The 23,740-nt window shown below is 69.1% G+C and carries 20 protein-coding genes and 1 tRNA gene; 13 read left to right on the forward strand and 8 right to left on the reverse strand.

Annotation, left to right across the window (positions count from 1 at the left end):
* Positions 1-90 precede the first annotated feature (90 nt).
* The 9 genes from ACTOWK_RS17480 to ACTOWK_RS17520 all read left to right on the forward strand — a co-directional run bounded on the left by ACTOWK_RS17480 (position 91) and on the right by ACTOWK_RS17520 (position 7,699).
* Positions 91-1,944, forward strand: coding sequence for a DegV family protein (locus tag ACTOWK_RS17480; protein WP_441331380.1), 1,854 nt, complete (start codon positions 91-93; stop codon positions 1,942-1,944).
* A 156-nt stretch (positions 1,945-2,100) separates the two neighbouring features.
* Positions 2,101-2,781, forward strand: coding sequence for a glycerol-3-phosphate 1-O-acyltransferase PlsY (plsY, locus tag ACTOWK_RS17485; RefSeq protein WP_441331381.1), 681 nt, complete (start codon positions 2,101-2,103; stop codon positions 2,779-2,781).
* Positions 2,781-3,779 (forward strand): bifunctional biotin--[acetyl-CoA-carboxylase] ligase/biotin operon repressor BirA, encoded by a 999-nt coding sequence (gene birA / locus ACTOWK_RS17490; protein ID WP_441331382.1) that lies wholly within the window; start codon positions 2,781-2,783, stop codon positions 3,777-3,779. The genes plsY and birA overlap by 1 nt, the downstream gene beginning before the upstream one ends.
* Positions 3,776-4,552 carry a type III pantothenate kinase gene (locus ACTOWK_RS17495; protein ID WP_441331383.1) on the forward strand — a complete coding sequence of 259 codons (777 nt, stop codon included), beginning with the start codon at positions 3,776-3,778 and terminating at the stop codon, positions 4,550-4,552. The genes birA and ACTOWK_RS17495 overlap by 4 nt, the downstream gene beginning before the upstream one ends.
* Before the next feature lie 22 nt (positions 4,553-4,574).
* Positions 4,575-5,423, forward strand: a complete 849-nt coding sequence (locus ACTOWK_RS17500) for an SPOR domain-containing protein (RefSeq protein WP_441331384.1) — start codon at positions 4,575-4,577, stop codon at positions 5,421-5,423.
* Between the two features lie 100 nt (positions 5,424-5,523).
* Positions 5,524-5,599 (forward strand) — tRNA-Thr (locus ACTOWK_RS17505).
* Positions 5,600-5,941: 342 nt separating this feature from the next.
* On the forward strand, positions 5,942-6,865 hold the full coding sequence (gene rocF, locus ACTOWK_RS17510; protein WP_441331385.1) for an arginase: 924 nt from the start codon (positions 5,942-5,944) through the stop codon (positions 6,863-6,865).
* Positions 6,866-7,044: 179 nt separating this feature from the next.
* Positions 7,045-7,194 (forward strand): entericidin A/B family lipoprotein, encoded by a 150-nt coding sequence (locus tag ACTOWK_RS17515; RefSeq protein WP_031372696.1) that lies wholly within the window; start codon positions 7,045-7,047, stop codon positions 7,192-7,194.
* A gap of 304 nt (positions 7,195-7,498) precedes the next feature.
* Entirely contained in the window at positions 7,499-7,699 is a 201-nt protein-coding gene (locus tag ACTOWK_RS17520; protein WP_031372697.1) for a CsbD family protein, read from the forward strand.
* A 175-nt stretch (positions 7,700-7,874) separates the two neighbouring features.
* Here ACTOWK_RS17520 and ACTOWK_RS17525 read toward each other — a convergent pair whose 3' ends face one another.
* Positions 7,875-8,738 (reverse strand): hypothetical protein, encoded by an 864-nt coding sequence (locus ACTOWK_RS17525; protein WP_441331386.1) that lies wholly within the window; start codon positions 8,736-8,738, stop codon positions 7,875-7,877.
* A 240-nt stretch (positions 8,739-8,978) separates the two neighbouring features.
* On the opposite strand from ACTOWK_RS17525, the gene ACTOWK_RS17530 reads away from it, so the two are divergent.
* The 4 genes from ACTOWK_RS17530 (at position 8,979) to ACTOWK_RS17545 (ending at position 12,964) form a co-directional block, all read left to right on the forward strand.
* Positions 8,979-10,316 (forward strand): tryptophan--tRNA ligase, encoded by a 1,338-nt coding sequence (locus tag ACTOWK_RS17530; protein ID WP_441331387.1) that lies wholly within the window; start codon positions 8,979-8,981, stop codon positions 10,314-10,316.
* Positions 10,313-10,636: a hypothetical protein gene (locus tag ACTOWK_RS17535; RefSeq protein ID WP_441331388.1), complete on the forward strand. Its 324-nt coding sequence runs from the start codon at positions 10,313-10,315 to the stop codon at positions 10,634-10,636. The genes ACTOWK_RS17530 and ACTOWK_RS17535 overlap by 4 nt, the downstream gene beginning before the upstream one ends.
* 151 nt (positions 10,637-10,787) lie before the next feature.
* Positions 10,788-11,720 (forward strand): MBL fold metallo-hydrolase, encoded by a 933-nt coding sequence (locus ACTOWK_RS17540; RefSeq protein WP_441331389.1) that lies wholly within the window; start codon positions 10,788-10,790, stop codon positions 11,718-11,720.
* Positions 11,721-11,857: 137 nt separating this feature from the next.
* The gene (locus ACTOWK_RS17545) at positions 11,858-12,964 is read left to right on the forward strand and encodes a GGDEF domain-containing protein (protein WP_441331390.1); all 1,107 of its coding nucleotides are present in this window, start codon (positions 11,858-11,860) and stop codon (positions 12,962-12,964) included.
* A 33-nt stretch (positions 12,965-12,997) separates the two neighbouring features.
* On the opposite strand, the gene ACTOWK_RS17550 is transcribed toward ACTOWK_RS17545, so the two are convergent.
* The 7 genes from ACTOWK_RS17550 to ACTOWK_RS17580 form a co-directional block, all read right to left on the reverse strand.
* Positions 12,998-13,381 (reverse strand): VOC family protein, encoded by a 384-nt coding sequence (locus ACTOWK_RS17550; protein ID WP_441331391.1) that lies wholly within the window; start codon positions 13,379-13,381, stop codon positions 12,998-13,000.
* 129 nt (positions 13,382-13,510) lie between these two features.
* Positions 13,511-14,443, reverse strand: a complete 933-nt coding sequence (locus ACTOWK_RS17555; protein WP_441331392.1) for a hypothetical protein — start codon at positions 14,441-14,443, stop codon at positions 13,511-13,513.
* Between the two features lie 108 nt (positions 14,444-14,551).
* Complete coding sequence (locus ACTOWK_RS17560) at positions 14,552-15,358, reverse strand: peptidoglycan DD-metalloendopeptidase family protein (protein ID WP_441331393.1); 807 nt, start codon at positions 15,356-15,358, stop codon at positions 14,552-14,554.
* 424 nt (positions 15,359-15,782) lie between these two features.
* The gene (locus tag ACTOWK_RS17565) at positions 15,783-17,141 is read right to left on the reverse strand and encodes a dihydrolipoamide acetyltransferase family protein (RefSeq protein ID WP_441331394.1); all 1,359 of its coding nucleotides are present in this window, start codon (positions 17,139-17,141) and stop codon (positions 15,783-15,785) included.
* Between the two features lie 124 nt (positions 17,142-17,265).
* Positions 17,266-18,297, reverse strand: coding sequence for an alpha-ketoacid dehydrogenase subunit beta (locus ACTOWK_RS17570; protein ID WP_051885130.1), 1,032 nt, complete (start codon positions 18,295-18,297; stop codon positions 17,266-17,268).
* Complete coding sequence (gene pdhA / locus ACTOWK_RS17575; protein ID WP_441331395.1) at positions 18,294-19,367, reverse strand: pyruvate dehydrogenase (acetyl-transferring) E1 component subunit alpha; 1,074 nt, start codon at positions 19,365-19,367, stop codon at positions 18,294-18,296. The genes ACTOWK_RS17570 and pdhA overlap by 4 nt, the downstream gene beginning before the upstream one ends.
* Before the next feature lie 726 nt (positions 19,368-20,093).
* Complete coding sequence (locus ACTOWK_RS17580; RefSeq protein ID WP_441331396.1) at positions 20,094-23,657, reverse strand: lamin tail domain-containing protein; 3,564 nt, start codon at positions 23,655-23,657, stop codon at positions 20,094-20,096.
* Positions 23,658-23,740: the final 83 nt, after the last annotated feature.

Raw genomic sequence — 23,740 nt, forward strand, 5'->3', positions numbered from 1 at the left:
CGAAACTGCGACCTGAGGCCGCCTCCGGCCGCGCAAGATCGATGCTGCGCCGCAGCAGGCGCCACCGCCGGTTTGCCGCAGACTGCCGCCATGGCGACCGCCCGTCCTCCGCTGACCGCGCCTGCCCTGCGCCGGGCCTTGATCGCGGGGGCGCGCCGGGTCATCGCCGGGCGCGACCTGCTCAACCGCATCAACGTGTTCCCGGTCGCCGACGGCGACACCGGCAACAACCTCGCGCATACCCTCGGCAGTCTGCTGAATGGGGCGCTCAGCCGGCGTAGCCGCCATATCGGTGAGTTGCTGCTGCGAATCGGCGACGACGCCATCGATGGCGCGCGCGGCAATTCCGGGGCGATCCTGGCTCAGTTCCTGCACGGGGTGGCCGAGTACGCACGCAGCCAGCCCGAGCTCGACGCCGCGACCCTGGCCGCCGCGGTCCGCCACGGCGCGGTCAATGCCCGCGCTGCGCTGGCGCATCCGGTCGAGGGCACCATCCTCAGCGTCATCAATGCTTTCGCCGATGCGCTCGACGAAGCCGCACTGGCCAGCCGCGACGGCGACCCGCGCCCGGGTTTCGCCGCCGCCCTGATCCAGGCCCGCAGCGCGCTGGCGCGCACGCCGCAGCAGATGGCGCTGCTGCAGAAGGCCGGCGTGGTCGACGCCGGCGCCAAGGGCTTCGTCGACCTGCTCGAAGGTATCGCCGAATTCGTCGACGGGGGCCCGCGCGTGCTGCGCGTGCATGCGAGCCTCAGCGCCGCCAACGAAGCCGGCCCGAAGCATGGGCATGAGCACGAGCAGGCGCTGACGCCGGTCCACGACACGGTCGACCCACAGCGGCGCTGGTGCAGCGAATGCCTGGTGATCGGCAGCGGCATCGAACGCAACCGGCTGCTCGCCGCGCTCGAAGCGATCGGTGCCGATTCGCTGGTCCTGGCCGGCGGCGAGGCGCGCATGCGCGTGCATGCTCACGTCGGCGCGCCGCAGCGTTTGTTCGATGCCTGCGCGGCGTTCGGCGCGGTCGAGGCGATGAAGGCCGACGACATGCTGCAGCAGCAACGCAGCGTCGAACGTGTGCAGCGGGTGGCGGTGGTGACCGACAGCGCCGCGGATCTGCCCGAGGCCCTGGCCGAACGCTACGGCCTGCACGTGGTACCGGTGCGGGTGTCGATCGACGGCCGCGACTATCTCGACAAGATCGGCCTGGCTACGGCCGAGTTCTACCGGCGCATGGCGAGCAGCGCCGACTTGCCGCGCACCAGCCAGCCGCCGCCGGGCGATTTCCGCCGCGCGTTCGAGTTCCTGCTGGGGCACCGCGCCGAGGTCTTGTACGTCGGCTTGTCGCGTGCGGTCTCCGGCACCCTGCAGTCGGGCGAACAGGCTGCCGCGCGCGCCGATGCGCGCCGGGTGCAGGTGTTCGACAGCTTCAATGCCGCCGGCGGCCAAGCCTTGCTGGCCTGGCGCGCGGCCGAATTGGCCGCCGACGGGGGCGAACTGGCGGCGATCGTGGCCGAGCTGGAACGGCTGCGTCCGCTGACCCGGACCTGGGCGATGGCGCGGGATATTTCGCACGCAGTGCGCGGTGGCCGGATTCCGCCCTGGGCCGAGCCGCTGGTGCGTTACACCGGCCTGACCCCGGTCGCGAAGATGAAACCCGAGGGCCGGCTCAGCGTCAGCGGCGGTCTGTTCGCCAGGAAACAAGCGCCGGAAGCCTTTGCCCGTCATCTGGCGCGACGGCTGCCGAAGGGGCAGCGCTGGCGCGCGATCGTCGGCCATTGCGACGCCTTCGGCGATGGCGAGCGTCTGCTCGAAGCCCTGCGCCGCCGCCTCGATCTGGAACAGGCCTGGCTGGTCGAGACCGGGCCGGCGCTGGGCGCCCATGCCGGGCGCGGAGCCTTGTTGGTGTCGGTGCAGCCGGCGCCGGGGACGGGAACCGGGCAGGGCTGAGAGGCCACGCCGTGACGTTGCGTGGCGAGGTGTGGGATGGCGGTGGCGGCTGGCGCCGCTCCTACCCTTCAGGCGCCTGGCGACATCGCAGGGTCTTGACCGGCACGGTGCTCGAATCCGTATCGGCTCTCGTATCGGCTCGCGCATAATTCGCCCATGTCGTTCGCTGCCCTCCCATCGTCCCTGTCCGCTGCCGTCGCGGTGGCGCCGTTGTCGGTGGCCTTGCTGTTGGCGGCGTACGCCATCGGTTCCCTGTCGGGCAGCCTGCTGCTGGGGCGCTTGCGCGGCATCGACATCCGCGAGCAGGGCAGCGGCAACGCCGGCGGCACCAATGCCTTCCGTACCCAAGGCCTGCGTTTCGCACTGGCCGTGGTCTTCATCGATATCGGCAAGGGCGCGCTCGCGACCTGGCTCGCGCTGCGTTACGCCCCGGTCGGCACCGGCTTGTCGGTGACCGCGCACGGTTATCTCGCCGCGTTCGCCGCGGTGCTGGGCCATGTCTGGCCGATCTGGCACGGGTTCCGCGGCGGCAAGGGTGCGGCGACCCTGGTCGGTGGGCTGATGGTGCTGTGGCCGTTCGCGGTTCCGCTGCTGTTGTTGGTCTGGGCCGCGGTTCTGATCGCCAGCGGCTATGTCGGCCTGGCCACGGTGATCGCGGCGCTGTGCCTGCCTGTGCTCGCCTGGCTCGGCGATGCCGGCCTGCCGCGGCAATGCTTCGCGATAGCCGCCGCGGCGCTGGTCGTGTTCACCCATCGCGGCAATCTCGCGCGCCTGCGCGCCGGCACCGAATCGCGCTTCGCCGGCGCGCGTCTGCTGCACCGTTGGCGTCGGAGCTGATGGACGACCGCGCGCTGTTACAGCATCTGATCGCAGGTCCCGCCACCGGCGATGCGCTCGCCAGCGCCGCCGGGCAGACCCGTGCCGCGGTGTGGAAGCGCATCGAAGCCTTGCGCGAAGCTGGTGTAGCGATCGAAGCCAAGCCGGGGCGTGGTTACGCGTTGTCGCAACCGCTCGATCTGCTCGATGCCGAAGCGATCCGCGCCGCGCTGACGGCGCCGACGCGGGCGCGGCTGGCCGCGCTCGAAGTGGCCTGGAGCATCGATTCGACCAACAGCGAACTGCTGCGCCGGCCGACCCCGGCCCAAGGCGTCGCGGTGCTGCTGGCGGAGCGCCAGACTGGCGGACGCGGGCGCCGCGGCCGGGTCTGGGCTTCGCCGCTGGCCGCGCATCTGTACCTCTCGCTGTCGCGTTCGTTCGGCGGCGGGCTCGCGCGCCTCGGCGGGCTCAGCCTGGTCGCCGGCATCGCCGCGGTCGAGGCGCTGCAAGGCCTCGGCTATGCCGCGGTGCGGCTGAAATGGCCGAACGACCTGGTCGTGCTCGACGGCGACGGCCTGCGCAAGCTCGGCGGCCTGCTGATCGAAGGCGGCGGCGAATACGCCGGGCCGGCGCGCGCGGTGATCGGGCTCGGGCTCAACGTGCGCATGCCGGCTGCCGCGGCGGCGTCGATCGACCAGCCCTGGAGCGACCTGTCCGGCCTCGCCGGCGGACGCGTCCTGGCCCGCGACACGGTCGCGGCGGCTTTGCTGGAACGTTTGCTGCCGGCGCTGGACGAATTCGACGCGGCCGGGCTGGCGCCGTTCCTCGACCGCTACGCCGCGTTCGATGCCTTGGCCGGGCAAGCGATCAGCGTGCACGGCGCCGACGCGACGCATCAGGGCATCGCCCTAGGCCTGGCCGACGACGGCGCCCTGCGCGTGCGCCTGGACGACGGCGAAGAACGGCGTTTCCATGCCGGCGAAGTCAGCGTGCGGCGCGCGCAAGGAGCATTGGGTTGAGCGCTTGGCTGTTCGATCTCGGCAACACCCGGCTCAAGTGCGCGCCGCTCGGCGCGGACGGCCGCCCGGGTGACGCCGTGGCCTTGCCGCACCGCGAGGAAGACGTCGCCGCCGCGCTTGCCGAAGCCTTGCCGGCCGAGCGGATCGAGGTGGCCTATCTGGCCAGTGTGGCGCATCCGGCGCTGCGCTTGGCCGTGCTCGAAGCGCTGACCGCACGCTGCCGGCGGATCTCGATCGCGCGCACCCAAGCGAGCTTCCGTTCGCCGCAGGGCTTCGCCGCGGCGCGTTCCGACACGCTGCGCATCGCTTATGCCGAGCCGCGCAAGCTCGGCGCCGACCGTTTCCTGGCTTTGCTCGGCGCGCATGCGCAAGGCGAGGGCGCGGCCTTGATCTGCGGCGTCGGTACTGCGCTCACGATCGATCTGCTCGACGCCGACGGACTGCATCACGGCGGCCTGATCGCGCCGTCGCCGACCCTGATGCGCGAAGCCTTGCATGCGCGCGCGCCGCAACTGCCCGAGCACGGCGGCGACACGCTCGACTTCGCCGCCGATACCGAAGATGCCCTGGCCTCGGGTTGCGACGGTGCGGCACTGGCGCTGATCGAACGCAGCCTGGCGTCGGCGGCAGCGAAGTTCGGCCAGCCGCCGCGTTTGTTGTTGCACGGCGGCGGCGCCGATGCGCTGGCCGCCGGACTGCCGTCGCCGAGCCTGGTCCCGACGCTGGTCCTGCAAGGACTCGCGATCTGGGCCGGCATCGAAACTTCCCCTTGAACCCAGGCGATAGAATCCGCGCATGCTCGTCCGTGCCCTCATCGTTCTGCTGATCGCGCTCAACATCGGCGTTGCCGCCTGGTGGGTCGCGCGTCCCGTCCCGGCTGCCGCAGTCGAGGAAACGCTCCCGCTCGGCGTCGCGCGCCTGCAACTGGCGGACGAATCCAAGCTTGCGGCGCAAGTCGGCGCGGCCGTGCCATCGGCGCCGGTCGCGGCCCTGGTCGACAGCGCCGGCAAGCTGCCGGTGGCGAGCGCGAGCCAGCCCGACGCCGATCAGGGCGAAGCGGCCAAGACCGCGGCCGCGGCCGCGAAGCTCGACGCCGCCAGCGGCACGCCACTGGCCGCAGTGCCGCCGCCGACTGTCGCCACGGCGCCGGTGCCGGTGCCGCCGCCGGCCGAAGTGGCGAAAGCGCAGTGCTTCAGCATCGGCCCCTTCGCCGATGCCGCGGCCGCCGACGCGGCGCGGGCGAAGTTGCAGCCGCTCGCACAGAAGCTGGCGACGCGGACTCAAGCCGGCAGCTCGAATCCTTCGCGCGGTTGGCGGGTGTATCTGCCGCCGGCCGCGAGCGCCGAGGCCGCGCAGGCGACCGCGCAGCGCATCCGCGCCGCCGGCTTCAGCGATCTGTTCGTGATGGGCGGCGGCGCCGACGCCAACGGCATCGCCCTCGGCCGTTTCCGCAGCGAGGAGTCGGCGCGTAAGCGTGCGTCCTCGCTTAGCGAGGCCGGTTTCCCGGTGCGGGTCGAAGCGCTCGGTGAAACTGCGTCGGCGACCTGGATCGATGCCGCCACCACCACCTCGAACGGCGATGCCTTGCGCCGTGCCGCCGGCGCCCAGCGTTGGCGCAGTGTGTCCTGCGGCGCCCTCGGCTGAGCGCGCGCTGTCCGTGGGCGGCGGGGGCGCGTAGAATGCGCCTGCCGTCGCCGTATCGATCCCCGGGACCCGGTCCGCACGACGCGCCGTCACGTATCTTGCCGCTTTAGCTCAGTTGGTAGAGCACTCGCCTTGTAAGCGAGCGGTCGTCCGTTCGATTCGGACAAGCGGCACCACGTGAATACCGATAAAAACAACCGCCCGGTAAATCCATCCAACGGCCCGAACCGTTCCGGTGCTTGTCCAGACCGCGAACGCCCCGCAGCGGGTCACCATCCGCGATGCCGCCAAGGCAGGCCGAGCCGTCGTTCTTCCATCCATCCCGTACCCAGCCCCTGCTGCAGCGCCGCAGCGCAACAGCCCCGCATCCGCCCTGCGCTAGAATGCCGGCATCGTCGGCGGCCGCAGCGCAACGCGCGGCCCTGTTGCGGCGATCGCGCGATGCCGCGGGCATCGTCCGCGTTCACTATCGATATCCCTCATGCGTCGCCAAGCCGGCGCAGGGAAGAGGAAGTCTCATGAGTCGTACTTATCCTCCGGTGTCCTTGATCGGCGCGCCGACCGACGTCGGTGCCGGCCATCGCGGCGCGCGCCTGGGACCGGAAGCCTTGCGCATCGCCGGTCTCGGCGAAGCCTTGAGCGCACGCGGCGTCGACGTGGTCGATCGCGGCAACCTCGACGGGCCGCGCAATCCCTGGCAGAAGCCGGTCGAAGGCTATCGGCATCTGCCCGAAGTGGTGGCCTGGAACCGTCTGGTCATGGATGCGGTCGGCGCGGAACTGCGCGACGGGCGCATGCCGATCCTGCTCGGCGGCGATCACTGCCTCGGCCTGGGTTCGATCACCGCGGTCGCGCAGTATTGCCGCGAAACCGGCAAGCAACTGCGGGTGCTCTGGCTCGATGCGCACGCCGACTTCAACACCAGCCAGGTCACGCCGTCGGGCAACATCCACGGCATGCCGGTGTCGTGCCTGTGCGGCCTCGGCCCGGAAGCGCTGACCCACCTCGGCGGCTCGGCGCCGGCGATGCGCGCCGACGAGATCCGGCAGATCGGCATCCGTTCGGTCGATCGCGGCGAGAAGCAGCTGATCCAGCAACATGGGCTGGATGTCTACGACATGCGCTACATCGACGAGATCGGCATGAAGCGGGTGATGGAGGAAGCGCTCGAAGGCGTCGACGAAAACACCCATCTGCACGTGAGCTTCGACGTCGACTTCCTCGACCCGAGCATCGCGCCTGGTGTCGGCACCACCGTGCCGGGCGGGCCGAATTATCGCGAAGCGCAGTTGGTGATGGAGATGATCGCCGACAGCGGCCGCCTGGCTTCGCTCGACATCGTCGAACTCAATCCGATCCTCGACAAGCGCAATCGCACCGCCAAGCTCGCGGTCGATCTGGTCGAGAGCCTGTTCGGAAAATCGACCCTGATGCGCGAATGACCGCGGGCGTCGCCTCGGCGATGAATCGCGGCTGACGGCGATACGGCGGGAGGGCTTTGTTTGCTTGGGTTTCGGGCCGGCGCTGCACATCGGCTTCACATTCGCTCGCGTTTGATGCAGCCAGGACGCGACTGCGTGCGCGGCCCGATCTGGTACCCGTAATCGACCAAGGAGATCCTATGAAGCGTTTGACTGCCCTGTTGCTGCTGGCCCTGTTCTCGATGGGCACCCTGACCGCTTGCAACACCGTGGCCGGTGCCGGCAAGGACGTGAAGAAGGCCGGTGAAAAGGTCGAGCAGAAGGCCGAAGAGGTCCGCGACGGCAAATAAGCCGTTCGGTCCAACGAGACGAGTGGAGAGGCCGGAGCGATCCGGCCTTTTCCATGTCTGGGGTTTGGCGCCGGATGGCGGCATCGGCACTGCCGAGCAAACAGTGGAAGCGCAACCGCGCGCACGAAAACGGACTGAAGGATTCATGCCGTTCACCGACATCAAGCCGCGGCTAACGCAATCGTGACCTCATCGGAACGTCCGCGCTGCGAGTCTGTTCGGGCGATATCGGCGAGCCAACGACGCGCTGCATGCATTGCTCGTCGTGCCGAATCCGACTTCCCCCAACGAAGGAGTGTTATCGATGAACAAAGACATCATTGCCGGCAAGTGGACCCAGATCAAAGGCAAGGCCCAGGCCAAGTGGGGCGATCTGACCGACGACGTATTCGATATCGCCGAAGGCAACTCCGAATACCTCGCAGGCAAGTTGCAGGAGCGCTATGGTTGGGAGCGCGATCGCGCCGAGAAGGAAGTGAAGGAATTCGGCAAGACGCTGAACTGAGCGATGCGCTCATGCGCCTGGCATAAATAGGCGTAAACCGATCGTCGTCGCGAGCATGCCCTAAACCGCGTGCGAGAGTCGATCGGGAATCAAAGAAGGGGAAGCGGGCCGGATTCGTCCGGCCCGTTTTCGTTGCGCCGCAGACTGCTCGATCGAGCGCTGGCTCGATCCGACATCACCAGCCGCGCGGCGGCGGGTCGGCGACGAAACCGTTCGGGAAGGCGCGCGGTTCGTTATCGCGATACGGCGCGCGGTAACGCGGCACCATGCCGCGTGCGACCAGGTTGCGGTAATCGTCGTAGCGGAATTGGATGACCTGGGCCGGCGAACGCGATGCGCGGACGAAGTCGGTCTGCGAGACCGGCGACCATTCGCGCGCGCCGTGGCCGGTGCCGATGGACTGCGCGGCCGCGCTGTCGGCGGCGGCTTCGCGCGCCTTGCCCGCTGCCGAGGCAGTGGCGGCCGGCGCGGCGGCGCCGTTGGAGGCGCGGCGTTCGGCCTCGGCCATGCCCTCGGCGCGGCCATACGGCGGGGACGCCGGGTAGGGATAAGGATAGGGACGCGGCGGTTCGCGATAAATTTCGCGATAAACGGGGCGTTCCTCGAACACCGCCACGCCGATCACGCCGACGTTGTCGGGGCGCCCGGTGCGCGCGGCATAGCTGTCGGGCAGATCGGTGAAGACGAACTGGGCGACGTCGTCGAGCGATTTGCGCCAGCCGTTGATCTCGGTCGATTGCCAGGCGTCGAGCACGTAGCCGGCCTGCGAGGGGCTGGCGGTCTGGCCGCTGACCGCGTTGACGCCGTCGACCGACAGCACCACCAGCACGCGTTGGCCGGTGGTGTTGGTCAGGCGCACCGAATAGCGGTGCCCGGGCGTGCCGGCGATCCATTGCTGGCCGCGGTGCGGATAGGCCGGCAGCCAGTCGCCGCTGTCGCGGTCGATCACCGCGAGGTCGACCAGCGGGCGGCCGAAAGCCGGGGTGCAGGCGGTGGCGGTCAACACGGCACCGGCGAGCAGGGCGAGGGTGCGGAACATGGCGGTGTCTCCTGGGTGGTCGTGCATGCAAACGCACCGGTTCCCGCAACGGGGTTACCGCGGCCAAAGTCCGCGGGTGCGGCGTGTGCGGCTCCATGCGGCGCTCAGCTGGCGCTCAGGCGCAGAGGCACCGGCGCAGGCCTGGCGCCGCCCTGACGCGAATCCGCCGGACCTGCGGACGAGGCGGGCCCCGGCGGGCAGCGGGTACACTGGCCGGCCACGTTCCACCCATGATCGGCAATGACCCAGACCCGCATCCTGACCGGCATCACCACCTCCGGCACCCCGCACCTCGGCAACTACGTCGGGGCGATCCGCCCGGCGATCGCCGCGAGCCTCGCCCCGGACATGGAAAGCTTCTATTTCCTCGCCGACCTGCACGCGCTGATCAAGGTGCAGGAGCCCGAGCGCGTGCAGCGCTCGACCCTGGAGATCGCGGCGGCGTGGCTGGCCTGCGGGCTCGATCCGGCCAGGGTCTGGTTCTACCGCCAGAGCGAGATCGTCGAGATTCCGGAGCTGTCCTGGTTGCTGACCTGTGTCGCCGGCAAGGGCATGCTCAACCGTGCCCACGCCTACAAGGCCGCGGTCGACAAGAACCGTGCCGAAGGCGAGGACGACGATGCCGCGATCACCGCCGGCCTCTTCATGTACCCGGTGCTGATGTCGGCCGACATCCTGGCGTTCAACGCCAACCAGGTGCCGGTCGGCCGCGACCAGATCCAGCACATCGAAATGGCGCGCGACGTCGGCCAGCGTTTCAACCATCTGTACGGCGAGCATTTCGTCCTGCCCGAGGCGCTGATCGAGGAAAGCGTGGCGACCTTGCCGGGCCTGGACGGCCGCAAGATGAGCAAGAGCTACGACAACACCATTCCTCTGTTCGCGCCGCGCGACACGCTCAAAAAACTGATCTATTCGATCGTCACCGACTCGCGCGCGCCGGGCGAAGCCAAGGACACCGAAGGTTCGGCCCTGTTCCAGATCTACCAGGCCTTCGCCAGCGCCGAGGAAACCGATGCGATGCGCCGCGCCTTCGCCGAGGGCATCGGCTGGGGCGAAGCCAAGCAGGCCTTGTTCGAGCGCATCGACAGCGAAATCGCGCCGCTGCGCGCGAAGTACGAAACCCTGATGGCGCGCCCGCAGGACATCGAAGCGATCCTGGTCGACGGTGCACGCCGCGTGCGCGCCCAGCACGTCAGCCCGCGCATGAAGGCGCTGCGCGAAGCGGTCGGCCTGCGCGATCTGTCGCAGGCGCCGAGCCACGCCTCGATCAAGGCCAGGGCCGAGAGCAAGGCGAGCCTGCCGGTGTTCAAGCAGTACCGCGAAGCCGACGGGCAGTTCTATTTCAAGCTCGCCGACGGCGATGAGGTGCTGCTGCAGAGCCGCGGCTTCGCCTCGCCGAAGGATGCCGGGCAGCTGATCGCCGCGCTCAAGGCCGGCAAGAGCGATGTCGCGGCTTTGCTGGCCGCCGCCGATGCGGTCGACGACGCGCGCCGCGATGCGGTGGCCGCGGCCCTGGCCGCGATCGTCCAAGCCGAAGCCGAGGCGCAGGCGGCGAAGGACAGCGCGACGTCGTGAGCCGGTTCGTCGAACTCAACCTGGCGCTGATCCTGTTCTTGCCCTGGTTCGCGATTCTCGGCGCGCTGTTCTGGTTGTACCCGCGGCAGCCGCGCAATGCCGCGCGGCGCTTGTTCGACGCGGTGTCGTTGGCGGCGTCGGTATGCGCCTTCGTGCTGGCGATCCGCTGGGCGCATCGCTACGCCGGCGATGCCTATGGCGCGATGTGGCCGCAGATCTTCGCGACCTCGCTGGGCTATGGGGTGTTCCTGGCGACGCTGACCATCGCCGGCGTGGTGCGTTGGCGCTGGTTGAGGCGTTTGACCAACTTTCTCGATTGAAGACGCGCGGCTGAAGGCCTTCGCTTGAATGGCCCGGCTTGAGTGGCCTGGCTCGAGCGGGCAGGAGGTGCACGATCCTCCGACCAAAGCCGCATGTCGCTGCGGCGCGCAGCGCATAGACTGGGTGCCGACTCCGCCGCACAGTGCCGTCATGAGCGAATCCTTGGGCATCGTCACCATCGACACCGGCTTCCATCGGCCGATCTTCGACGCCGCATACCTGCTCGTCGACAGTGGCCGCGGGGCTTTCATCGATTGCGGCACCCAGCATTCGATCCCGGCCTTGCTCGCCGCGCTGCCGGCGCAGGGCCTGACGCCGGCCGACATCGATTGGCTGATCCTGACCCACGTTCATCTCGATCATGCCGGCGGCGCCGGCGCGCTGATGCGGCAGTTGCCGAATGCGCGCCTGGTGGTGCATCCGCGCGGTGCACCGCACATGATCGACCCGGCGCGCCTCATCGCCGGCGCGACCGCGGTCTACGGCGCGCAGGAAATGGCCCGCAGCTACGGCGAGATCGTGCCGATCGAGGCCGAGCGCGTGGTCATCGCCCGCGACGGCCACATCGTCGCTCTCGGCGGACGGCCTTTGTTGTGCGTCGACACGCCCGGGCACGCGCGCCATCACCTGTGCGTGTGGGACGAGCGCAGCCGCAGTTGGTTCACCGGCGACACCTTCGGCTTGTCTTATCGCGAATTCGATTCGGCGCGCGGGCCCTTCATCGTGCCGACCAGCTCGCCGGTGCAGTTCGAGCCGGAGCCGCTCAAGGCCTCGATTCGCATGATGCTGGCCAGCGACCCCGAAGCGATGTACCTGACCCATTACGGCCGCGTCGGCGACGTGCAGCGGCTCGGCACCGAACTGATCGAACAGATCGATGCGATGGTGCGGATCGGTCGCGAAGCCCCGGCTGCCGACGGCGAACGCCATGCGCGCCTGAGCGAAGCGCTGAGGGCGCTGTACACCGAGCGCGCCCTGGCCCACGGCAGCCCGCTCAGCGAGGCGCAGATCCACGCTGGGCTGGCGGTCGATATCGAGCTCAATGCCCAGGGCCTGGGCGTGTGGCTCGATCGCCGGGGTTGAAGCCCCCGTCTCGGCTGCGGCGGCGACGGGCTGAACCGTGGTCCACCCGAAGTGTGCACCCGGTCGGATCGTTCACGGACACTGAATCGGCGCCGGAGTAGCGTCCAGGGCCTGGAAAACTACGCCCCGACCTGCCGATGTCCGTCGTGCCGTTGCGTCCGCAACCGATGCCGACCGAATCCGGAGACGAGTCCGGCCGCCAACTCGCGCTCGCAGGCTATGGTCTGCTCGACAGTGTGTCCGAGAGCGCTTACGACGATCTGGTCCGGCTCGCGGCGACGCTGTGCCAGGCTCCCGCGGCGGCGATCGCCCTGGTCGACAACGGCCGGGTCTGGTTCAAGGCGCGGGTCGGGCTGAAGGAGTCGGAGCGGCCGCGCAGCGACTCGATCTGCCATCGGCTGATCGCCGAAGCGCAGCCCGACCAGGTACTGGTGGTCGAGGACGTCGCCGACGACCCGCGCTTCGCCGGTCTCGGCCTGAAACTCGAAGGCCGGCCGCTGCGCTTCTATGCCGGAGCACCGCTGCTGAGCCCCGACGGTCATGCGCTCGGCACTTTGTGCGTGATGGACAACGTGCCGCGCGAATTACGCGGCGCACAGCGCGACGGCCTGGCGGCGATCGCCCGTCAGGTCCAGCATCTGTTCGAGCTGCGCCGTTATGCGATCGAACAACGGCGCCTGCTGTCCGAGCGCGAGGCCTTCGCCGAGCAACTCGAACAGGCCCAGGCCGATCTGCAGCGGCGCCACGACCTGCTCCAGCACAGTGCCAGTCACGATCCGCTGACCGGCCTGCTCAATCGCACGGCGCTCGCGCAACTGCTCGGCAGCGAGGACTCGATGGATAGCCTGCGCCGCGCCGCCTACACCTTGATGCTGATCGACGTCGATCACTTCAAGATGGTCAACGACCGCCATGGCCATCTGCTCGGCGATCGCGCCCTGCGCGCGGTCGCCGATGCGGTCGCCGGTTCGATCCGCGAAGGCGACGTCGCGGTGCGTTTCGGCGGCGAGGAGTTCCTGGTGGTGCTGCCGGGCACCCATCTGGCGACGGCGGCCGAAGTCGGCGAACGCATCCGTCAGCGCATCGGGCGCTCATCGCTGCCGTTTCCGCTGACCGTGTCGATCGGCATCGCCGGCGGCGAGCCCGAACGCGACCGCCCCGAGCAAGTGTTCGATCGCGCCGACCAGGCTTTGTACCGGGCGAAATCGAGCGGCCGCGACCGGCTGGTCGTCGACGACAGCTGAAACGGCCGGGAGCGGACGCTCCAGTGCCTGGCGTCAGTCCCAGACGTTCGGTGGCGCGCCCTGTTCGGGATGCTTCATGCGCACGATGCAGAAGCGCTGGCCGGTCGGCGCTTCCATCACCCACCAGCGCTTGACGAAGGCGACGCGCTTGGCGCCGAGCGCTTCCAGGCGCGCGGCTTCGGCGTCGAGGTCGTCGCTCTCGATGTCCAGGTGCACGCGCGAGGGATGCGCGACCTTCTGCACTTCGATCTGCAAGTGGGCGGGACCGTCGGCGAGCGAGACGTACTCGGCGCCGTCGTCGTCGTAGGTTTCGACCCGGGCCAGGCCGAGCGTGCCGCTCCAGAAATTCGCGGCGGCGTCGAGGTCGCCGGTTTCGCAATCGATGATGAATCCGGCCAGGCGGCTGCGATGGGTCATGGCAGTGCTCCGTGAGGAAGTGGACCGACGTGCAGGTTGCCGCGCCGGCCGCGGGCGGGGAAGTGCCGGCGGTGCAGTGCCGGCGATGCGATGCGGCGCGCAATCCTAGCGGCGAGCGGCGGTCGCGATTCAGTGCAAGGGCAGTGCCTGGCCCTGGCCGTCGGCGCGGGCGAGCGCATCGCGGTACAAGGCGTACTCATCGCGATCGAGGGCGAAGTTCTGCAGAGCGAACGCGGCCGAGCGGCGCAGCTCGGCGTCGGCCCGGGCATCGCCGGCGATATCGAGCAAGGCGATCTTGAGCCGATCCGAACGCGCGCCGGAGGCTTCGATGCCGGCGATGGCGGCGCGGCGCACGGCGATGTCCGGATCGATCAGCGCCGCCTCGAGGATGGCTGCGTCGTCGCCACGCTTGTTCCAGCGCACCGATTGCAGCACCGCGCTGGCGCGCACTTCGGCGTCGGCATGGCTGCGCAGAGCGGCGAGGCGTTCGAGCAAGGGCGCTGCGTCTTCGCTGGCGACGACCGCAGGCGCCAGCATGTCGATGCTTTCCTTCAGCAGCGCCGGGTCGCGCTCGTCGCGCAACTGCCGCGCCAAGGTGTCGCGCACTGCGGCGACGTCGAGCGGAAACGCCTTGAGCAGGGCCAGTCCATTGCGACGCATGTCCGGGTCGGGATTGCCGGCGAGTTGCCGACCGAGCTGCAGCACCTCGTCGTTGGCCACACCCTGCAGGATCGCGAGCAAGGCGCCGCGCCGGTCGAGATCGGTCTCGAAGCTGTAGCGACGCAGCAGTTCGCGCAGATGGCCCGGGTCTTGCGCGGCGCGGCGGATATTGCGGTCGAGGTCGTCGGCGCCGCGGCTGCGCGGGCCGTCGCCGGCCAGGGCGTCGGCCAGGGCCGAGTGCTGCGGCCGGTTCGCGCTGCGGTCCGATACGGGCAATGGCGTGGCGGCGTCGCGGCTCGGGGGCGTCGCAGGCGCCATCCACGAGCGCGTGATCGCCGCGCCGACCAAGCCCCCGATCAGCGCCGAGGTCAGCAGCGCCATGCCCAGTCGGGCGGTACTCATGTCGGCGAACGGTGGGCGTGGGTCATCGGCGTCCTCGATGCGAAGCGGACATCGGGACGGCGGCTGTGCCGCCGCCCCGTTGCGCCGTCGCGCTTATTTATGGGGTCATCAACAATCCGGTGCGACGCGGCCGTCGGAACCGGTGTAGGTGTAGGCATCCGGAATATAGCGGTTGCTGCCGCTGGCGCCGATGTTGTTCCACAGATTGCTGGTGCCGTAGGTGCCGCTGACCGATTCGCCGGTCTTCTGGCAGCGGATGGTGACGCTGGCGCCGTTGGCGAGCGAGCCGACGATGCTGTAGCCAGTGCCCGGGCCGGAGCGCACGTTGAGCGGCGTGCCGCTGGTCTTGACCGTGCCGGTGGCGCCGCCTGCGCTGCAGCTGTTGCGGCTCTTGTAGGCGACTTCATATTGGTCGTAGACGATGGTCGCGCCGTTCCAGACGATCTTCTGGTCGTCGCCGTTGAGGCGCTGTTCGTAGTGCAGGTGCGCGGAGATGCTGTTGCCGGGACGGGTGGTCTTGCCGAGCGTGCCGATCTTCTGCCCTTGCGACACGCTGGCGCCGTTGCCGACCGAGATGCTGTTGAGGTGGGCGTAATAGGTCTGCCAGCCCCCGCCGTGATCGATCACCACCAACCTGCCGTAGCCGGTGCCCGGATGCGGGTTGTAGGTGTGCGCGGTACCGCCGGCCGAGGCGACCACGGTCGAGCCGAGGTCGGCGTCGCTGAGCGGACGCGGCTGGTGGTTGAGGTCGACCGCATAGCGCAGGCCGTGGCCGGGATAGGTGTCGCCGTACCAGGTCTGGCCGCAGGGAAACGGCATCTGGAAGGCCGGCCGGGCCGCGTTGGCGGCCGGCGCGATCAGGCCGAACGCCACGAGTGAAATGCACGACAGGATCGTGCGCAGGGAACGCTTCATGCTGGAACCTCTCGACTGACGATGAGGACGGGAAGGACGGGCCGGGGTTCCGAGGCAGGCGCCCGACGCCGGGATTGCGGGCCGACGCTAGCGCGATTCCTGTTTAATTGATTTAGGGAATTATTTATTCCGAAACGCAATCGAAGCCGCGAGCGTGATGCTTATCGCGGTTGCGGTATGCCGGTCGGGAGGCCGGAGGGCAGGCGGCAGCGGCCGCCCCGCAGGCGCGGCGGGGGAGGTCGGGTAGAAAATGGAGCTTCAAGGACCCGGAGTGGGTCAGGGCGGCCGTGGGTGGCGCTCGTGCGAAGGCGAGGCCGGTCCGCGAGCACGGCGCGCGGGGCCGGCGCCGTGGTGGTCGATCGGGAGCGCTGCAGGCGCCCGAACCGCTCCCGCGCGATGCGGGAGCGGTGTCTTTCGCTAGGACTCAGTTCGGACGCGCGAGGTCGTCGATCATCGCCTTGAGGAAACGCGCGGCTTCGCCGCCGGTGCAGGCGCGGTGATCGAAGGTCAGCGACAGCGGAATCACCTTGTGCGATTCGAAGCCGCCCATCACCGGGGTCATCTGGTGACGGCCCTTGCCGGCGGCGACGATCGCCACCGTCGGCGGCACCACCACCGGCGTCGCATAACGGCCGGCGAACATGCCGAAGTTCGATAGCGAGATGGTGTAGCCGCTGAGCTCCGAGGCCGGAATGCTGCGGTCCTCGACCTGCGCGCGCAGGCGGTTGATCGCCTCGCGCACGCCGCGCGAATCGAGCACGTCGGCATTGCGCAGCGCCGGCACGAACAGGCCGTCGTCGGTGTCGACCGCGATGCCGATGTCGACCTGCGGATGCAGGGTGCGGGTGAGCTTGTCGCCGTCGAACCAGGCGTTGAGCGCGGGCACGGTCTTGCAGGCGACGACGATCGCGCGCACCAAGCGGCCGGTGATGTCGTTGCCCGGCTGCCAGGCGTTGATGTCGGCGTCGTCGGCGAGCGTGGTCGGCACGACCTTGCTGTGCGCATCGGCCATCACCCGCGCCATGTTGCGGCGCACGCCCTTGAGCTGTTCCGGCTGACCGGTGACGGCGACGCCCGGCGGCTGGGTGCGCATCGGCCGACCCGAAGCCGACAGTGCACTGCGTACCGGTGCGGCGACCGCAGCCGGTGCCGCGGCCGGCGCGGGTGCGCGATCGGCCGCGCGCTGCACCGGCGCTGCGCCGGCCTGGGCACTGCCGTCGACCGAGGCGCGCTTGACGTCGTCCATGGTCACCACGCCGTCGGCGCCGGTGGCGCGTACGCGGCTCAGGTCGACGCCGAGCTTGCGCGCCAGCGCGCGCACCGCCGGCATCGCCTTGACCCCGCCGACCGCGACCGCTTGTTCGCTGCGTACCGCGTCGGAGGACTGCATCGCGCCGACCACGGTGCCGCTGTCGGCACGTTCCGCGGCTTCGGCGGGCTTGGCCGCGGCGGGAGCGGCTTCGGCCTGCGCTGCCGGGGCATGGCCGCCGCCGTGATGATGACCGGTGTCCTGGCCGTCGGCGCGCTGCGGCAGGTTCGGGTCGATCTCGAACTCGGCCAGCATGGTGCCGGTGACGATCACGTCGCCGGCGGCGCCGGCGAGCTTGATCACCTTGCCCGACACGGGCGAGGGCACTTCGACCACGGCTTTGGCGGTTTCCATCGACACCAGGGTGTCGTCGAGACGGACGGTGTCGCCGACCTTGACCGACCATTCGACGATGGTCGCGTCGGGCAGGCCTTCGCCGAGGTCGGGGAGCAGGAAGGTCTTGGTATCGCTCATGACTCGTTCTCTAGGAGGGTGATCGACGAAGGCCCGCGTTCGGCCTTCGTCCTGCATGCTGCGCATCGCCGGTCGGCGACCGGACGATGCGTTCGTGGGAACCCGTCGTGTCGAAGCGCGCGCGTCAGCCGTTGGCCATCGCGCGCTTGGCCGCGGCGACGATCTTGTCGACGCTCGGCAGGTACTTCATTTCCAGACGGAACAGCGGGATGTGGGTGTCGTAGCCGGTGACGCGCTCGACCGGCGCGAGCAGGTCGTACATCGACTCCTCGGCCAGGCGCGCGGCGATCTCGGCGCCGAAACCGGCGGTCTTGGGCGCCTCGTGCACGATCACGCAACGGCCGGTCTTGCTGACCGATTCGGCGATGGTGGCGAAGTCCAGCGGCTTGAGCGTGGCGACGTCGATGACTTCGGCGCTGATGCCTTCGCCGGCGAGTTTGTCGGCCGCTTCCAACGCTTCCTTGACCTGCGCGCCCCAGGTGACCAGGGTGATGTCGGTGCCGTCGCGCAGCACGTAGCACACGTCCAGCGGCAAGGCTTCGCCGTCGTCGGCGACGACTTCCTTGTACTGGCGGTAGATGCGCTTGGGTTCGTAGAAGATCACCGGGTCCGGATCGCGGATCGCGGCGAGCAACAGGCCATAAGCGCGCGCCGGCGACGACGGCAGCACCACGCGCAGGCCCGGCACGTTGGTGAACAAGGCCTCGTTGGCTTCGCTGTGGTGTTCCGGCGCGCGGATGCCGCCGCCCCACGGCACGCGCAGCACCATCGGGCAGGTCAGGCGGCCGCGGGTGCGGTGACGGAAGCGCGCGGCGTGGCAGATGATGTGGTCGAGCATCGGATAGACGAAGCCGTCGAACTGCGCTTCGGCGACCGGCTTCATGCCCTGCGCGGCCAGGCCGACGGTGAGGCCGGCGATGGTGGTTTCGTCGAGCGGCGTATCCAGCACGCGTTCCGGGCCGAACACCTGCTGCAGGCCGGCGGTGGCGCGGAACACGCCGCCGTTGACGCCGACGTCTTCGCCGAGCACCAGCACGCTGTCGTCGTGGCGCATCTCATAGGCGAGCGCTTGGGTGATCGCTTCGATCAGGGTGATCGCGGCGGGCGTGGCGACCGGCTGGGCGGTATCGACGGTGGTCTTGGTGGCGACGTTCATCGACGGCCCTCCAGAGCGAGTACGGCGGCGCGTTGGGCGAGCAGGTCCGCCGGCATGTCGGCGTAGAGGTAATCGAACATGGCTTCGACCGGTTGCACCGGGGTTTCCAGATAGGCGTTGATCTCGACGTCGACCTTTTTGCCGCATTCCTCGGCCCAGGCTTTTTCGAGTTCTTCGTTCCACACGCCCTGTGCGGTGAGATAGGTGCGCAGGCGCGGCATCGGGTCGCGCGTCCACGCGTCCTTGACCTCGGCTTCGTCGCGGTAACGGCGCGCGTCGTCGGCGGTGGTGTGGTCGTGCAGGCGATAGGTCATGAACTCGATGACGCTGCCGCCTTGGCCGCTGCGGGCGAGTTCGGCGGCGCGGCGCATGCCTTCGAGCACCGCGATCAGGTCGTTGCCGTCGACCTGCAGGCAGTGCAGGCCGCCGGCCAGGCCCTTCTGGGCCAGGGTCTTGGCGCCGGTCTGGGCCGAACGCGGTACCGAGATCGCCCAACCGTTGTTGATCACGCACAGGATCAGCGGCAGTTGGTAAGCGCCAGCCGAATTCAGTGCGGCGTAGAAGTCGGTCTTGGACGAACCGCCGTCGCCGCAGCAGGCGACCGCGAGGTTGTTTTCCTTGCGCAGCTTGAATGCGAGCGCGGCGCCGGCGGCGTGCAGGCATTGGGTCGAGATCGGCACCGACCAGGCGAAGTCCTTGCGCGGACCGGCGAAGTCGTTGCCGCGTTCGTCGCCGCCCCAGTACATCAGCACTTCGCGCGGTTGCACGCCGCGCATGAACTGCGCGCCGTATTCGCGATAGCTCGGTGCGAACACGTCGTCGGGCAGCATCGATGCGCCGATCCCGACATGGGTGGCTTCGTGGCCGAGGCAAGCGGCGTAAGTGCCCAGTTTGCCGGTGCGCTGCAGGGCGATGGCCTTGGTGTCGAAGGTGCGCACGAACAGCATTTGCTTGAACAGCGGCAGCAGCGTGTTGGCGTCCTTGAACGCGGCCGGAATCTCGGCGACGGGTCGACCGTCTGCGCCGAGGTATTGGAGATACTCGATTTCGAACGTCGCGGCGACGGTCATCGGGGGAAGGTCCTCAGAATAGGGATGAGGTCCGAATCATTCCGGTCCCGGATCCAGTGCCGGGCGCGCTGGTCAGCTTCAGACTGGCTGGGTCCGGATTCTCCGTGCGAACGAGGGATTCCGGGCCGGGCTAAAGCCGCGGCGCCCGGTTGGCCGGGCGCTGCGTCATGGCGCGGATGATACCGAAACGCGTGTTAAGCGCCGTTGCGCGCTGCGACATGCATTGCGAGGCGAAACCGGCTAGGCGTCGCACTCGCCGTGTGCGGCGCAAGGGGGTTTGGCGTTTGAATCGCCGTCTTCACACCTGCGGCCGGCGGCGCTTTTCCGTTGCCGGATGCGTACTTGCGCGCGCGCCCGTGCTCGCGGCGGCTTGGGCGGCGATGCGCCGCTCGCGCGCGATGCGGTGGGTTGCGGAAACGAAACATCGATCGCGGCGAGACGAACGCTGCGATGGCGTTCACGACTTTGTGCGCCGGCCAGCGCACGAAACGGCGCAGTACGGAATGTGCTGCGCGCGCTTGCGCAGGCGGTTCGCGCAGACGCCCATTCCGGCAAAGCCGTCGAAGCTTGCGCCTGTGGTGCTTGCCTGGGTGTTTCCAATCGACCCCGAGCCAAGCGAGCCGGACGCATCGCGCGTAAGAACCCCGGGCAAAAAAAGCGCGGCCGAAGCCGCGCTTTTCTATTACCGATCGAATCGCGCCGGGCGGCGTGGCGCCGCCCGCGGACTTACCACCACCACGGTCCGGCGAGCTGGACGTGGTGCAGGGCGAAGTCGTTGAACGGATTCGGATCTTCCACGGCCGATGCGGCGAAGCCGAGCAGGGTCAGGCTGCGATCCCACAGGCGCGGACGCGGTGCGACGATGACGAAGTCGAAACGCTGTTCGCTACGCGCAGCCAAACGGGTGCCGTCGCAGGTCGCTTCGAAGCCGTTGCCGTGCGCGGCGACGGTGCAGGTCCATCCGCTCGGTGCGGCGATCGAGACATTGCCCGCCGGCGCATCGCCGTACAGGTTCAGGCTCGGCAGCACCGCGACGTCGCCGCCGCGGTTGCGCACGGTGACGGCGAACTGGCCGCTCTGGCCGCCACGCAGGGCGCGCGGGCCGTCGACGTCGATCGCCAGGTCGGCGCGTGCGGTGGTTTCGATGCTGACGCTGGCGCCGTCGTTGCCCGGCACCGGGTCCAGCGACTGCGACTGCGCCGCGACCGCCAGGGTGGTGGTCTTGCCGATCATCGCTTCGCTGGCGATGGCCGACAGCGCGAACGTCGCCGTTTCGCCGTTGGCCAGGCTGTTGCGGTTACAGGCGACGCTGGTCGAACCGTCGACGACGGCCGGAGCATCGCAGCTCCAACCGGCCGGGGCGACCACGCTCAAGGCCGGCAGTTCGGCGTTGATGGCGAAGCCGATACCCGGGTAGTCGGCCTGTTCCGGACCGGCGTTGTTCAGCGCGACGCTGAAGTTCACCGGCTGGCCGACGCGCACCGAGGCGGTCGAGGTCGAAGCGGTCACCGCGAGATCCGCGCGGCGGCGGAAATCGATGTAGGTGATGACCGGGTCGTGGTCGGACAGGCGCGACGGCGAATCGCCGAGGCTGCGGTTGATCTCCGGGAAGTCGGCGTTGATGCGCGCGTGATCCAGCTTGAGGCCGGTCGCTGCGGCGATCAGGGCCTGGTTGGCCAGGACCTGGTCGATGGTCTGCGCATTGCCTCCGAAGGTGTACGAGTAACGCTGGTCCGGCGTGGCCAGCTCGCCGAGGTTGCTCAGGTTCGGCTCGACCAGGTCGGCGCCGTCGCCGGGTACCGCGGTCTGATCGTCCGGCGTCGGCGTGCCGGCGACGGTGTTGATCACGTCGGTCAGGCCGTCGTTGAACTCGAACGCGTTGAAGTCGCCGAGGGTGACGATGCGTTCGGCCGGGTTGGCCAACTGGCGCTGCTGGATGAAGTTCGCGAGGAACTCGGCCTGGGCCTGGCGCTTCATGCGCACGCGATGACCGGCGTCGGTGTCGAGTTCGCTGTCGATCAGCGAGCGCTGGTGGACCAGGATCACGGTGATCGGGAAGCTGCGTCCGTCGCCGTTATGCACCACCGCTTCGAGCACCAGCGGCGGACGATCGTTGAGCAGGGCGCTGTTGCCGTCCGGCTGGGTCCAGGTCGCGGTCTTGCCGGCCTGGGCGACCGACAGCACTTCGACGCGGGCGGTGCCGGTTGCGATGTCGGCGGTCTTGATCAGATAACCGACGTCGATGCCGCCGATGTCGTTGCCTTCCTGCAGGTAAGCGACGTACTTCGGATCGTCCAGGCCGGCGGCCACCGCATCGGCGTTGACGCGCGCGGCGATGTCCTGAGCGGCGCTGATGTTCTCCACTTCGACCAGGCCGAGGATGTCCGGACGCTGCAGGTAAGCGATGCCGAGCGAGATCTTGTTGAGACGGCGCGCATAAGCGTCCGGCGTCAGCACCGGTTCGCCGATCGCCGGGTCGTTGGCGGCATCGAAGAAGCGCTCGACGTTGTAGGAGGCGACCGTGAACTCGGTCATCTCCGGCAACCGGGCCGCGGTCGGATGGCGTTCCTGGGTGATCGTGGTGAGTGCGTTGGGATCGCGCAGGATCGTGTAGCGGCGGAAGCCGTAGTCGAGCGGACCGGTCAGCTCGGTCAGCACGGTGCCGCTGGACAGATTGAACGCGGTGCCGCCGATCGCGTCGCTGTCGACGGTGATCAGTTCCGGGTTGAAGTCCCAACGCGGGATCGGCGGAATGCTGCCGCCGCCCGGCGCGTTGTCGGGCGCCTGGATGCCCGGTTCGCGGAACGGACGCGCCACGCCGGTGACTACGACGTTGAAGATGCCGTTGCCGCTGCCGGTGGCATTGGTTTCGTTCTTCGAGCCCTGGGTCGGCGAGACCACGGTGGCGTTCGGGATCGTCACGCGCATGCCTTCCAGGCGCTCGAGCTGGTCGAGACCGCCGGACGGATCCGGGAAGGTCGGGCTCAGTGCGATCGCGGCGGGCAAGGTGTTCGGACCGATCACCGGCGGCACCGAGATCAGCACCACCTGCGGGGCGTTGCCGAGTTCGGTGAGCGGCGCCTGGCCGGGGTCGGCGCCGGGCACGAACTCGATCACGCTGGCGTTGACGCGCACGGTGTTGCCGACGGCGGCGACGGCCGGCGGCGCGCTGCCGACGAACACGAACACGCCTTCGGACGTGGCCGGATCGGCGTCGATCTGGTTGTCCGGCGTCTGCAGGAAGAAGCCGTTGCTCTTGCGGCCGGTGACGATGCCGGTGGCGTACACGCGCTGGCCGAGCAGCGGCGATTGCGCGCCATTGCCCTGGATCGCGTGGATCGGGGTCAGCTCGACTTCGTCGGTGACGATGGTCGCGAGCGCTTCGGCATCGCCGAGGTTGGCGCCGACCGGAGCGCTGAGGCGGACGAAGAAGGTCTCGTCGTTCTCGTTGTCGCTGTCGTTGATCACGTTGACGACGATCGTCGCCGAGCTTGCGCCCTGCGGAATCGTCAGCGTGCCGGTGAGGGCCTCGTAATCGCTGCCGGCGAGCGCGGTGCCGTCGGCGGTGGCGTAGGCCACGCTGACGCCGTTCGGGCCGGCCGCTTCCGACAGGCTCACGGTGAAGGCGAAGCCGGGCGCCGATTCCATCTGGCTGACGTCGGCGATGCCGACCACCGGCAGATTGGCGCCGGCGCACGAGAACGCGACGCTGGCGCGGTTGCGCGGCGCCGGTGCGGCGGTGTCGAAGTCGGCACCGTTGACGTTGCTGTCGGTGCAGCCCTTGCCTGCGCGTACGGCGGCGAGCACTGCGCTGATCGTCGCGGTCGGCTGGCTGCCCTCGGCGCAATTGGCGGCGGTGCCGTAGCCGACGAAATCGACGTTGCCGAGCGGGCAACTGCCGCTCAGCGTGGTGGTGTTGTTGACCAGCGCGACCTTGCCGGCGCCGGCGGCCATCGGGATGGTGCCGACCGTGTCGGGCGTCGGCAGATCGACCGATCCGCTGCTGCCGTCGGCCTGCTTGACCAGGTAGTAGGCGCCTGGCGCGAGGCTGCCGCTGAGTGCGGTGCGCTGCCAGGTGGTGCCGGCGCTGGATGCGTACTGCACGCTCCAGCCGCTGAGATCGACGGCGGTGCTGCCGTTGTTGTGCAACTCGATGAAATCGCTTTTCAGCGTGGCGCCGGAATTGCCGCCGCCGCCGTAGACCTGACTGATGACCACTTGCGCCTGGGCCGAGCCGGCCGCCGCAAAGGCCAATACCGCCGCCAACAGGCGGCCCCCTAACTTATCCATGTTTTTCCCCATGTGGACGCCTGGATCCCCCCGGAAGCAGACAGAGGGGATTGTGCATCAATGCTCACTTTTTGGCGTTGCAA

This window comes from Lysobacter sp. CA196, assembly GCF_052078695.1.
GTDB lineage: Bacteria > Pseudomonadota > Gammaproteobacteria > Xanthomonadales > Xanthomonadaceae > Lysobacter.